The following is a 13654-nucleotide window of genomic DNA, read 5'->3' on the forward strand; positions in this document are numbered from 1 at the left end:
AGGAAACAGGTTTATGAAGAATTTATTGTCATTTGATTTCTGGCAGAAGTTCGGAAAGGCACTCTTGGTCGTTGTCGCAGTCATGCCTGCTGCCGGGATCATGATTTCGATCGGTAAATTGATCGGAATGACCGGTGGGGACATCGCTTTAGTGCAAACGATTGCAAGAGTGATGGAAGATATCGGATGGGGGATCATCACTAATCTACATATCCTCTTCGCTGTCGCCATCGGGGGATCGTGGGCGAAGGAACGTGCAGGCGGTGCATTCGCTGCACTTATCGCTTTCATCTTGATCAACCGCATCACCGGAGCGATTTTCGGAGTGAACGGCGATATGCTTGCAGACCCCGAAGCAACCGTCTCGTCCCTATTCGGACAAACATTGATTGTATCTGATTACTTCACATCCGTTCTTGGTGCACCTGCACTGAACATGGGTGTATTCGTCGGAATCATCTCAGGGTTCCTCGGAGCGAACCTTTTCAACAAATATTATAACTATGATAAATTACCGGACGCCCTTTCCTTCTTTAACGGAAAGCGCTTCGTCCCATTCGTCGTCATTGTCGGCTCGGTTGTAACCGCTGTCGTCATGAGTATCGTCTGGCCTTTCATCCAGGGTGCACTGAATGATTTCGGTCAATGGATCGCTACATCACGCAACTCTGCACCAATCATCGCACCGTTTGTCTTCGGTGCCATGGAGCGTCTGTTACTGCCATTCGGACTGCACCATATGCTGACGGTTCCGATCAACTACACAGAGCTAGGCGGAACTTACAAAATCCTTACTGGTTCAGGAGCTGGTTCGACGGTAGCCGGTCAAGACCCACTTTGGCTTGCATGGATCGCCGACTTGAACAACTTCCTTCAGGCTGGGGATACCGAAAGCTACAAACAATTATTGAATGATGTCACACCTGCCCGCTTCAAAGTAGGTCAGATGATTCTTTCATCTGCTGCACTGATCGGGATCGCTTTTGCAATGTATAGAAACGTCGATCAAGACAAAAAGAAAAAGTATAAGTCCATGTTCTTATCAGCTGGTCTGGCTGTCTTCCTAACAGGTGTAACAGAGCCGATTGAATTCATGTTCATGTTCGCTGCGCCACTTCTATATGTCGTGTACGCCATCATGACAGGGTTGGCATTTGCCATCGTTGATATCATCAACATCCGCGTCCACTCATTCGGATCGATCGAGCTATTGACCCGTGTGCCGATGATTGTCAAAGCCGGTCTGTGGATGGACCTGGTGAACTTTGTGATGGCATGTCTTGTCTTCTTCTTCCTGAACTTTACGGTTGCAAACTTCTTGATCAAGAAGTTCAACTTCCCGACTCCGGGACGTAACGGGAACTATATCGAAGACGATGCGGCTACAGGCGGCTCATCTTCTGTGAAAAAAGATTCCCTCGCACCTAAAGTGGTTGCCCTACTTGGTGGAAAAGAAAACATCGTGGATGTCGATGCGTGCATGACGCGACTTCGTGTAACCGTCAAAGATACAAGCCTCGTCGGCACAGAAGCAGAATGGAAACAAAACGGCGCACTCGGATTGATTCTGAAAGACAAAGGCGTCCAAGCGATTTATGGTCCAAAAGCAGACGTCATCAAATCCGATATCCAGGACCTGCTTGGAGCGTAATCCATGAAATTATTGACATTGAACTGCCACTCCTGGCAGGAAGACAATCAACGAGAGAAGCTCTCAATACTTGCTCATAGCATCGCGGAAAAATCATACGATGTCATCGCGCTTCAGGAAGTCAGTCAGCTCATCGAGAGTGAAACTGTTTCAGGCATTGTGAAACAGGACAACTTCGCCCTTGCCCTGCTTGCAGAGCTTGAGGGGCTTGGCGTGACAGACTACCGGCTCGTATGGGATTTCGCCCACATCGGTTACGATGTCTACGAAGAAGGCGTTGCCCTCCTGACCAGGCATGATGTTGTGGAAGAACACTCATTCTTCATTTCAAAGAGTCATGATCAATCTTACTGGAAGACCCGTAAAATCGTAGGGGCCACCATTTCCTACAATGGCCGCCCCCTCACCTTCTACTCCTGTCACCTCGGCTGGTGGCAGGACGAAGAAGAACCGTTCAGCTTTCAGGCAGATTCTCTGCTCGAACAGGTCACATCGGAATCACCCTATTTTCTCATGGGGGACTTCAACAACAACGCCCACATCCGCGGTGAAGGCTATGATTACCTTCTATCCAAGGGAATTGTTGATACGTACGACCTTGCCCGTGATTGTGATGAAGGCGTCACGGTCGAAGGCAAGATCGCCGGCTGGGATGAGAATAAGGTGGACCTCCGCATCGACCTCATTTTGGCCAATGAACGATTTGACGTGCTTTCTTCCAAGGTTATTTTTAATGGAAAGAATAAACCTGTCGTGTCGGATCATTATGGGGTTGAGGTTACGGTTGAAGACTCGTCTATTTGATAGACGGGTTTTTTTATTAACTTCTGATTTTAATATGTAGATCCTTTACCTATTGGAGCCAGATAATAGAAAGAAAAAAGCCGGAAACTTTCTCCGGCTTTTTCTTATGGTCACTGACCAGTGGCTTATCCACCAACCGTTTCGTCACAAGCTCCAATAAACGTCTGTGGCGTTACATCTGCTTCAAATGTTGTATCAAAAGAATCTCCGTCTTCATTGAAAGCTGAAATAACAACGGTTGCTGTATCACCTGAGATGGTGTAGCTGAAGTTGACCGTATAATCCCCCATTGGCAATACATTCCCAGCAGCTCGAGCAGTACCATTCGTCATCGTGGCAACCGTATTGCCTGTACACGAAATCATACCGCGTCTCCCCATCGTGAAGTTGATTGTGCTTCCTGGTCTGCCTCCAAAGTTGATTGTGAAGTTATTCACGGCAGGGTTACAGTTTGGCCCTCCGGTGAAACATTGCACCGCTGAAAAATTAATCGATTCAGTCAACATTGATTCTTCTCCATCAACGACTACAGTTGCAGTGGCTTCGGTCGCTTCAATCCCCAACCGGTACTTACAAGGACAAGTAAGACCCATTCATCTCACCTCCTTTTTTCTCGGAATACTTCATTATATGAAAACAAGATCCCATGGCTTGGACATATATAGGAGGAAATACATCCATTTTCTTGAAAAACAGGGGATAAAGTCCCTTTTTCTTCAAGAAAAGATGGTGAAACCTTCTACCCTCTTCATCCGTATATGTACCATATACAGAAATAGATCCTGGAAAGGGGAACTTCAATTGAGTAACATTTTATTATTTTCAGTGATTGTCGGTCTGATCATGGCACTGCTCCTGGTCCCGGTCACTTTTTCAAAAAAGAAAGAAGGAAAGGCAAACCCATCCGTTGTCGGAATGATTGCTGCGACGATGTTCATCACTGTCATCGGTTCATTTCTCTTCTATTACATGACGAACCTTGACCGCAACTTCACTTCTATGTGGATCCTGTTCATCGTGGCGGCTGGTGCCGGTGCAGTTTTCTCAACCGGGAAGGAACGGATCATCAAAGGCATGCTGTTCCTTGCCGGCCTAGGTATGGGAGTCTACTTCCTCACCGCTTTCGTCTTCAATGCCGACGAAAAATATGAGTCAGCGAAAATGAGCGTCGAAACTGAAATTCAAGCGTTCGATGAGGAAAAAACACCTGCAAGCGTCCCACCGCAGTTCGCACGCAACAAAATGAAAAAAGCATTCGGCCAGGTCCCGAATACGAGTTATTATGAGCTTGGCAACCTCCAGATCCAAAAGGTGGATGGTAAGTATGTGTACATCGCACCCGTCGAATTCTCGGGACTGTTCAAATGGATCAAAGGAGATGAAACGCCCGGTTACTTCACCTTGAGTGCAACGGATTCCACAGCGAACCCGAAATTCATCAAAGAAGAAATGGTCTACACCCCTTCTTCTTTCTTTAACAAAAATATCGAGCGCCACATCCGCATGAACTACCCGAAATACATTTTCAACGGAGATCCGCAGCTTGAAATCAATGACGAAGGCAAGCCGTTCTATATCCGCACGTACGGAGAATTCATTTCCGCCCGTAACGGCTTCGATGTAAAAGGGATCGTCATGGTCGACCCTCAGAACGGAGAAACGAAGTCATATAAACTGAAGGACGTCCCTTCTTTCATCGACGGTGCCGTCTCACCTGAAACCGTCAGCCTGCAAAACAGCTACTTCGGTAATTATGTGCAAGGCTTCTGGAACAGCATCTTCGGTAAATCGGACGTAAAACTGCCTTCCGATGAAGGAACCGAAGCGAACGTCAGCCCAATTTTCAATAAAGACGGCGACATGTACTATTTCACGGATTTCACATCGCCAAAAGAGGGAGTCGACTCCATGCTCGGCTACTCCCTGACAAATTCACGCACAGGTGAAGCGACATTCTACACAGGAAATCTGGAAGAATCATACATGGACTCCCAGGGTGCCCTGCAAATCATCCAAAAGAAATTCATCGAAAAGAAATGGGACGGAGAAATGCCAGTCCTCTACAACTTCTTCGGTGAAGCAAGCTGGCTCACACCTGTTCTCGACGCCAACGGCTTCCTGCAGAACTATTTCATCGTATCCGCAGCGAACCCTGAAATCTCTGCCTACGCCGATACGCCGAACCAGGCACTAAAAAAATACAAGACCGCCCTGCAAAAAGGCGGCGGCACAGTGGACGGCAGTTCAAAAGCCGAAGAAAAACAAACATCCGGCTCAGTCGTCCGCGTCTACAAAGAGAAAAACGGCGACTACACCGTCGTCTCCTTCCTACTGGATAATGGAAAGAACTATCTAGTATCATCCGAAATCAGCCCATTGGCGATTTACTTGAAAGAAAATGATAAGGTCCAAGTCACGTTCATGGACACCGGTGAAAGCTTCCTGCCGGTGAAGGAACTGAAGATCGAAGGCTTGGAATGATGCGAAAGATCGAAACCCGGGTTGGGGTTTCGATCTTTTTTTGGGTTTTGGGGTTCGGGGGATTCGGGGGCGTGGTAGAAGCTCGGTGGTGATTGAAGGCGGAGTTTGAGGACGTGTAGAGGCTGGGAAGTGGTTGAGATTTGGTTGGATTCGTGTGTGGAGGCGTGATGCCAGGCACAAAACCGTGTTTCTGTGCCTGGCACCGGGTTGGTGATTCTTGTACCTTGATTCTTGTACCTGGTACAAATTGTGGTCCTTGTACCTGGTACAAATCGGATTCCTTGTACCTGGTACAAATCGTGGTCCGTGTACCTGGTACAAATCGGGTTCCGTGTACCTGGTACAAACCGTGGTCCTTGTACCTGGTACAAACCGTGGTCCGTGTACCTGGTACAATTCGTGGTCCGTGTACCTGGTACAATTCGTGGTCCGTGTACCTGGTACAAATCGGGTTCCGTGTACCTGGTAGAAATCGTGATCCGTGTACCTGGTACAAACCGTGGTCCGTGTACCTGGTACAAATCGTGATCCGTGTACCTGGTACAAATCGGGTTCCGTGTACCTGGTACAATTCGTGGTCCTTGTACCTGGTACAAACCGGGTTCCATGTACCTGGTACAAACCGGGTTCCGTGTACCTGGTACAAACCTCTCCCCCTGTAACTGGTACACTCACTCCAATCACCCCATCCTCCTCCATCAAAGGTACGTCCCTCACCACGTTAAAGCAACGTATGCCGGTCCTTTAGTACGTTATCGCATCGAGGGACGTACCTTCAAGTTTGGTTTGTTTAGTTTTCCAGTTTTAGTGGTAACGGAATAGTAAATGAGTGTTGGAGGGATAAGGTTATGAGAGAGGTTTTAGCGGGACATGCAGCTGCAGAGGTGATGGAGGAATGGGGAATCCGGCATCTGTTCGGGCTACCGGGGGATTCCATCAATCATCTGGTGGACAATTTGAGGAGCGAACAGGAGCAGATTGAGTTCATTCAGGTCCGACATGAAGAGGTCGCGGCACTCGCAGCGTCTTCTTATGCGAAGCTGACAGGCAAGATCGGGGTCTGCTTATCGATCGGTGGTCCGGGTGCCATCCACTTGCTGAATGGGTTATACGATGCGAAGGCGGACGGGGCACCGGTTCTTGTTCTCGCCGGTCAGGTGGAAAGTTCCAAGCTCGGGGAGGATTCGTTCCAGGAGGTCCATTTGGAACGTTTGTTTCAAGATGTTTCGGTGTTCAATGCACGTGTTTCGTCACCGGATTCCTTCCCGGATCTTTTAAATCAGGCCATCCGGACCGCTTATGCAAGGAAAGGTGTTTCGGTACTCGTCATCCCTGATGATATGCCTGGACAAAAAATCAAGCAACATGTTCGGAACACCTCAAGCGTCTCTTCCACCGCCAAACCTGCACCCTTACTTGATGATATCAATACGGGCCTTCACTATTTAAATAACGCGAAACGGCCGGTGATCCTGGCAGGTACGGGGGCAAAAGGGGCAAGGGAAGAATTAGAGGAATTCGCTGATAAACTGGCAGCCCCGATCATCTTTACCCTTCCAGCGAAGGGCATTTTGCCTGATGAGCATCCATTCAATCTCGGACAGCTCGGTCAGATTGGCACAAAGCCCGCCTATGAAGCGATGGATGAAACGGACCTTCTCATCATGATCGGAACGTCGTTTCCGTACAGGGAATTCCTCCCGGATGATGCGAAAGCGATTCAAATCGATGCAGATTCGGCTCAAATAGGGAAGAGATACCCCGTTTCGGTCGGTATCGCAGGGGATTCATCGCTTGTTCTGCATGAAATGAACAAGAGCCTGTCACGAAGGGATGACAGACTTTTTTTAGAAGAGTGCCAGAAGAATATGAGGAACTGGTGGAATCATGTGCAGAAGGATGAAATTGAAGCAACCGCACCGATCAAACCGCCCCAGGTCATCCCCATGATCCAGAAGATCGCCCGTGATGACGCTACGCTCTCAGTCGATGTTGGAAATGTCACGGTCTGGACGGCACGCCACTTCCGCATCACCCACCAAAAGTTCATCATTTCCAGTTGGATGGCGACGATGGGATGCGGACTACCGGGGGCGATTGCAAGCAGCATCGCTTATCCGGACCGACAGGCAATTGCGGTCTGCGGGGACGGTGGATTCACCATGGTGATGCATGACTTTGTAACAGCGGTCAAATACAAGCTTCCGATCATCGTCGTTGTTCTCAACAATCGAAAAATAGGGATGATTAAATACGAACAGGAAGAAATCGGCCATCTGGAATACGAAACAGATCTCCAGGACATCGACTTTGCCCAGTTTGCCAAAGCATGTGGTGGGGAAGGCTACCGAATCATCAAACATGAAGACCTTCAACCTGCTTTTGAAATGGCCTCCAAATCCAATAAACCTGTCATCCTGGACGTTCAGATCGAGGACGAGCCACCACTCCCTGGAAAAATCACATTTGACCAGGCGACCGGCTACTCTAAACATTTAATGAAAAAATTCTTTAAGGAGCATGAAGTTGAAATGCCTCCATTGCGGAAAGCATTGAAACGTTTATTTTAATTGAGGCTGTGTCTATTACTACATTTCAGGGGGGCAGCCTCCCCCCTGCCTATCTACTATTCTCGAACACAGGAGGAATGACATGTGGATGCCATGACGATCATTACATGGATCCTGATTTCCCTCATCGGGGTTGTCCTGCTTGTCCCGGCAGGCATGATTCTCTATCTCATGATCTCTGATGAGCGACAGGAAGAACATGCGGTATTAAGGAACTTTCCCATCCTTGGGAAGATGAGATACATCCTGGAGAAAATCGGACCGGAAATGCGTCAGTACTTATTCTCGAATGACCTTGAGGGCAAGCCTTTTTCGAGAAATGAATATCAACAGACCGTCATATCCGGAAAGTACAAATCCCGTATGCTCGGATTCGGGTCCGAGCGTGACTTTGAACGTGAAGGCTATTATATCCGTAATACACTATTCCCGATACAGCGTGATGAACTACGCGTTGACCAAAGCGAAAAAATCACTTCCATGATCTATAAAATCGACAAGGATAATCTGTTCAGGCGAAAAGAGCACCGTGAACAGGAAGAAGTCGATCCCTTTCTTTTAAAAGAAGAAGATTCACCCATCATCGGGAAAGATACTTGCAGATATCCTTTCAAAGTGAGGAGCTTGATCGGCCAATCAGCGATGAGCTATGGATCTCTCGGTGAAAAAGCGATTACCGCCCTCTCAACCGGTCTCGCGCTCGCGAAGGGTACGTGGATGAATACAGGTGAAGGTGGATTATCGAAGCACCATCTAAAAGGGGGTGTCGATATCATCTGCCAGATCGGCCCCGGCCTTTTCGGTGTCCGAACAAAGGACGGCGAATTTTCTTGGGAAGAGTTCAAGAAGAAGAGTGATCTCGAGCAGGTGAAAGCATTTGAATTGAAACTCGCACAAGGGGCAAAAACACGCGGCGGTCACGTAGACGGAAGCAAGGTGACACCCGAGATTGCGAATATCCGAAATGTGGAGCCTTATCAGTCCATCGACAGTCCGAACCGGTTCAAGGAGTTTGGGACCAACGAGGAAATGCTGGACTTCATCGATCAGCTTCGAGAGGTCGGCGGAAAACCTGTGGGCATCAAGCTTGTTGTGGGGAACACGGACGATGTTGAAAGGCTCGCTTCTTATATGGCCTCCTCCGGAAAGCATCCTGATTTCATCACGGTTGACGGAGGTGAAGGCGGTACGGGTGCCTCCTACCATGAACTGGCGTCATCCACAGGCATCCCGATTAAATCTGCCCTCCCCTTTGTCCATGATACACTCGTCCGCTACGGTGTCAGAGATAAAGTGAAACTATTTGCATCAGGAAAGCTCCTTACCCCTGATAAAATCGCCTTAGCGCTCGGCCTTGGCGCCGACTTTGTGAATATCGCCAGAGGACTGATGTTTTCCATCGGATGCATCCAGGCTCAGGTATGTCATACGAACAACTGCCCGGTAGGCGTCGCCACGACGGATGAGAAGCTTCAAAAAGCATTGATTGTCGAAGAAAAATCGTTCCGGGTCTGCAATTACATGCTTTCACTCCGGGAGGGACTCTATAATCTCTCTGCCGCCGCCGGTGTCGACTGCCCTACCAAACTATCAAGGGAGCACATCGTCTACCGCGACAAAGACGGCCAGCTCCACCCCATTAAACCCGAAACAGAATTGCCCATGCATTCCTAACCACAAGGTACGTTCCTCCTTTAAAGCACTGAGGGACGTACCTTTAACACGTTAATGCAATGCGGGACGTACCTTCAAATAGGAGCCGATTTTTAACAGGAGAAAATACTCTTACACCCTGGAATTATGGTAAAATATTGAATAGATTGATCTGAAAGAAGGGATGATTGTGGAAGAAAGAAGAGCAAAGATCATTCAACATCATCAAAATATGCTCCAATGGGTGAGATCATTAAATGCACTATCCGCAGAGGATTGGCTTCGCCCAATAGCTGATGACAAGTGGAGTACCGCTGAAATCATCAGTCATTTTGCCCCATGGGATGATTTTGTCGTCACAAAGAGACTGCCCCATCTCGGCACTTCTCAGCCACTTCCCGAAGCACCAGACCCCGATATCCTCAATCGCCAAGCAGTGGATGCCCGGTCGAAAGAGCAATCGCACGTCATCACCACATTCATCAACGCCCGAGAAAGATTGCTCCAGAGCCTATTGGCCATCCCCGAGGAGAAATGGACCCACTCATTTAAATTGGCGGGGCAGGATTTGACCTTGTCAGACTACCTGGATGCGCTAGTGGAACATGATCTCCACCACCAACAGCAGATCCAACAGGTACTTACTAAGAAAAACGCCCAGATTTGGGTACCGACCCCCGAAAGTTAGTTTTTTCACTCTAACTTTCGGGGGTCGGTACCTTGATCTGGACGTTTTTTCAAGAGGGCTATTCAACATGTTAATTTCCGCCTCAATCTACAGATAACTCATCTTCTGAAGAGTGACTCAATAATAATCCTCTGCATTCAAATAATATACAAGGTTATCCGTCCATTTTCCATTTTCATGAATGAACCCTTTCCTCGTACACTCGTATCTCATACCCACCGCTTCAGCAAGTTTGATGGAAGGGGCATTATCGAGATTGATATGGGCCTCGATTCTATGATAATTAATTTTTTCAAATGCCATCTTCAGCGCACCCCTTACTGCTTCTTTCCCGAAACCTTGCCTCCAATGCGTATTGTTCAATGTGTAACCGATCCGCCCCCAGTGAAAATTATGCCTCATAAGGGTTGAAAAATCGATGTTACCAATATAAGCACCATTCTGTTTAAGGAAAATACCAAATATATACACTTCATCATTGTCCATCATTTTATCCTGCTGCTCAATCATGTCATGGAACCAAAATTCCGTACACTCACTCATGTCCTGCAACCCTTGGTCATATTTATGCTGAGCCGGCAGCTTGTTCATATTCTGCTGCAACCAGTTATGATAATCATCCTTCATGAACGGCCGCACAATCAAGCGCGGTGTTTCAATTCCCAAGCTCTTCGTTTTCACCGAGGCACCTCTCTTCCGGGATTCCGTCCTTCCCCATTTCTCTTATTATATCAGTTTCTCACCGTGCGTTACTCCAATCTTTCAATCTTTATCTCTTTTACAAAAGGAATCCCGAAATACGTATACTTCACACGAACTGAATCGATGCGCTCATCATGTCTCACCACTACTCCGTAATGACGGATTGTGCTTCTATCATTTACGTCCTCGAGCTGAATCACTTCTTCCCTGCTCAGCACCGGTTCAATCGCATATGCATCTATTGAATGAAAGCTGACTCCTTCCATTTCCTCTTCCACCGCAAAAATTCCGATCAGCGCACTGGTCCTGCTCACCCCCATGCGCACCATTTCTGGCCGGTTCCCGTCATTGACCACGATTCCCGTCAAATTCACCTTATGGATCCCCTCATTTTGAAGCTCCACCGTCACCACTCCGGGGTCCTTCACTATATAGCCCTGCCCTTCGCTTACCAGCGGTGGATTGAGCTTTAAATAAACCACCAAGAACGCAAGCAGCACGGCTAAAGCCCCACTCATCCACTTGATGTATGCTTTCATGGATTTTCACCTCACAGCTATACTATGCCAATCCGTCTGTAAAAGGGATTGCCCTGAATCCACTGCTCAATGATAAAGTTCCGACTAAGCCACTGGTGGCATGGGGTCCTATAAATGAAAAATGGTATGCTGCAAGATAGAAAATGATACATCCCCACGCAGGAGACCACCTGAGAAAAGAAGCGCTCCCTTCATCAAGGGAACGCTTCTGATCAACATTATTTTTGAGACCACTTCTCCCACTCTTCTTCGAGCTCTTTCTCGATTTCTTCATCAGAAAGGGTGTGGCCATCACTAATATCAAAATGGTTGGCGAGGCGGTTGAGTTTAACATTAATCATCCAAAGACTGATCACCACGAACGAAATAATAAGAATAACAATGAATTCCATAAACATATTCAATCCCCTCCTTACCTATTTATATTAGGAAAAAACCTTAAATAGACGAGGGTAAGGAAAGTAGGGACAGAAGAATTATTTTAGGGTATGGGAAGGTTGGCGGGTATCGGTGGGCTTTTTGGGTGTAGATGTCGGGATTGACGGGAGGCTGAGCCTGGCTCGTTTTCCGACTTTTGAGCCTGGCTTTCAATTCCTGCCCTCTGAGCCTGGCTCGTTTTGCGCTTTTTGAACCTGACTCATTTCCTGCCCTCTGAGCCTGGCTCGTTTTCCGACTTTTGAACCTGGCTCAAATTCCACCTTCTGAGCCTGGCTCAAATTACTCAAATGGTGCCAGGCTCAACTCCCCTAGTTTGTGCCTGGCACCCCTCCAAAACAAAAAAATGTACCAGGTACAATCCTACTGATCGGTACCTGGTACACTTCCCTTAAAACGTACCAGGTACAACATCAACAACCTGTACCTGGTACACAAAACCACTACTTCTTAATAAGCCTTTGCCCAATAAACCATTTTCTCTGCAGCTTTCCCGCAGCACACACATGTGTCTGCCAGTTGCTCCTGCTCGAATGGCATGCAACGGGAAGTCGCGCCGGTTTCTTCCTTGATCTTATCTTCACAGGCGAGCTCGCCGCACCACATCGCTTTTACGAAACCGCCTTTTTCGGACATGACGCTTTTAAACTCATCAAACGTTGGCGCGACACTCGTCATTTCCTCACGATGCGCCCTTGCTTTTTCCAGAAGGTTCTTCTGAATCTCTTCAAGCATGATTGGTACTTTCGCTTCCAGTTCACTAACAGGCACCGTCACCTTCTCCCCGGTATCACGACGTGCCAAGATCACCTGGCCGTTCTCGATATCACGAGGCCCGACCTCAAGGCGCAACGGAATCCCCTTCATCTCGTACTCGTTGAACTTCCAGCCCGGCTTCTTGTCGCTCGCATCGATTCCGACACGCGCCACGGCCGATAGCTTCTCTTTTAAATCATAAGCAAAATCAAGCACACCTTCCTTATGCTGAGCGATCGGAACAATCATCAGTTGGGTCGGCGCCATGCGTGGAGGCACGACCAGTCCACGGTCATCCCCGTGTACCATGATCATCGCTCCGATGATACGGGTCGTCAGTCCCCAGGATGTTTGCTGGACATGTTGAAGCTTGCCTTCGCGGTCGGTGAATTGGATGCCGAACGCCTTCGCAAATCCGTCACCCAAATGGTGGGACGTTCCGGACTGCAGTGCCTTCCCGTCATGCATCAAGCTCTCGATCGTGTACGTATACTTCGCACCGGCAAACTTTTCTTTCTCTGTCTTCTGCCCCTTCACCACCGGGATCGCCAGCAGCTCTTCACATAGCTCTGCGTATACTTCAAGCATCCTCACCGTTTCTTCATGAGCATCCTCATCGGTCTCATGGCACGTATGACCTTCCTGCCACAAGAATTCAAGCGTCCGCAGGAATGGTCTCGTCGTCTTCTCCCAGCGAACCACATTCGCCCACTGATTATACAATTTAGGCAGGTCTCGGTAGGAATGGATAATGTTTTTATAATGCTCACCGAACAACACCTCGGAAGTCGGACGGACGCATAGTCTTTCCGCAAGTTCCTCTTCCCCGCCGTGCGTCACCCACGCGACTTCAGGTGCAAATCCCTCGATATGATCCTTCTCGCGCTGCAGGAGACTTTCCGGAATGAATAGCGGCATATACACATTCTCATGACCTGTTTCCTTGATTTTCGCATCAAGCGCTTCCTTGATATTCTCCCAGATCGCATATCCGTAAGGACGGATGATCATCGAACCCCTTACACTCGAATAATCGACAAGCTCCGCCTTTTTCACTACATCCGTATACCACTGGGCGAAATCCTCATCCATCCCGGTTACGTCTTTCACAAATTCCTTAGCCATGCCATGCACCCTCTTTTTTAAAATAGAGGTGTGTCCCCACACCTTTTTGATAAATAAAAAAAGCCCTGCTCATCATCAGGGACCATTGCTGGCGGTACCACCCTGATTCAAAGCAAAGCTTTACACTCTCACATGATAACGGTATTCAACCGCTGAATATTCAGACTCCGAGGCAGGTTCAAATGATTGTCAATAGGAGCCTCACACCACTCTGGCCCCCTCTCTGAAAAGACAGGTTCACTTTACTGAT

11 protein-coding genes are annotated in these 13654 nt (G+C 48.1%); 6 read left to right on the forward strand and 5 right to left on the reverse strand.

Annotated features, from left to right (window positions below; genetic code table 11):
- The first annotated feature begins 13 nt into the window (after window positions 1–13).
- Together LCM10_RS13035 and LCM10_RS13040 are read left to right on the forward strand one after the other, a co-directional pair.
- A complete protein-coding gene (locus tag LCM10_RS13035) occupies window positions 14–1651 on the forward strand; it encodes a PTS transporter subunit IIBC (RefSeq protein ID WP_224876704.1) in 1638 nt (545 codons plus the stop codon).
- A gap of 3 nt (window positions 1652–1654) precedes the next feature.
- Complete coding sequence (locus tag LCM10_RS13040; protein WP_224876705.1) at window positions 1655–2455, forward strand: endonuclease/exonuclease/phosphatase family protein; 801 nt, start codon at window positions 1655–1657, stop codon at window positions 2453–2455.
- 125 nt (window positions 2456–2580) lie between these two features.
- On the opposite strand, the gene LCM10_RS13045 is transcribed toward LCM10_RS13040, so the two are convergent.
- Window positions 2581–3048, reverse strand: a complete 468-nt coding sequence (locus LCM10_RS13045; RefSeq protein WP_224876706.1) for a hypothetical protein — start codon at window positions 3046–3048, stop codon at window positions 2581–2583.
- 208 nt (window positions 3049–3256) lie between these two features.
- Between LCM10_RS13045 and LCM10_RS13050 the strand changes: the two genes are divergently transcribed.
- The 4 genes from LCM10_RS13050 to LCM10_RS13065 all read left to right on the forward strand — a co-directional run bounded on the left by LCM10_RS13050 (window position 3257) and on the right by LCM10_RS13065 (window position 9847).
- The gene (locus LCM10_RS13050) at window positions 3257–4936 is read left to right on the forward strand and encodes an AbrB family transcriptional regulator (protein ID WP_224876707.1); all 1680 of its coding nucleotides are present in this window, start codon (window positions 3257–3259) and stop codon (window positions 4934–4936) included.
- 848 nt (window positions 4937–5784) lie between these two features.
- Window positions 5785–7506 (forward strand): pyruvate oxidase, encoded by a 1722-nt coding sequence (locus tag LCM10_RS13055; protein ID WP_224876708.1) that lies wholly within the window; start codon window positions 5785–5787, stop codon window positions 7504–7506.
- 93 nt (window positions 7507–7599) lie between these two features.
- Window positions 7600–9180 (forward strand): FMN-binding glutamate synthase family protein, encoded by a 1581-nt coding sequence (locus LCM10_RS13060; RefSeq protein ID WP_224876975.1) that lies wholly within the window; start codon window positions 7600–7602, stop codon window positions 9178–9180.
- 169 nt (window positions 9181–9349) lie between these two features.
- The gene (locus LCM10_RS13065) at window positions 9350–9847 is read left to right on the forward strand and encodes a DinB family protein (protein ID WP_224876709.1); all 498 of its coding nucleotides are present in this window, start codon (window positions 9350–9352) and stop codon (window positions 9845–9847) included.
- 117 nt (window positions 9848–9964) lie between these two features.
- Here LCM10_RS13065 and LCM10_RS13070 read toward each other — a convergent pair whose 3' ends face one another.
- The 4 genes from LCM10_RS13070 to proS form a co-directional block, all read right to left on the reverse strand.
- Complete coding sequence (locus LCM10_RS13070; RefSeq protein WP_224876710.1) at window positions 9965–10528, reverse strand: GNAT family N-acetyltransferase; 564 nt, start codon at window positions 10526–10528, stop codon at window positions 9965–9967.
- A gap of 68 nt (window positions 10529–10596) precedes the next feature.
- Window positions 10597–11088, reverse strand: a complete 492-nt coding sequence (locus LCM10_RS13075) for a hypothetical protein (protein WP_224876711.1) — start codon at window positions 11086–11088, stop codon at window positions 10597–10599.
- Between the two features lie 218 nt (window positions 11089–11306).
- A complete protein-coding gene (locus tag LCM10_RS13080; RefSeq protein ID WP_224876712.1) occupies window positions 11307–11486 on the reverse strand; it encodes a hypothetical protein in 180 nt (59 codons plus the stop codon).
- Between the two features lie 487 nt (window positions 11487–11973).
- Window positions 11974–13404: a proline--tRNA ligase gene (gene proS, locus LCM10_RS13085; RefSeq protein WP_224876713.1), complete on the reverse strand. Its 1431-nt coding sequence runs from the start codon at window positions 13402–13404 to the stop codon at window positions 11974–11976.
- Window positions 13405–13654 lie beyond the last annotated feature (250 nt).

Source organism: Rossellomorea aquimaris (assembly GCF_020171925.1).
GTDB classification, from domain to species: Bacteria; Bacillota; Bacilli; order Bacillales; family Bacillaceae_B; genus Rossellomorea; species Rossellomorea aquimaris_F.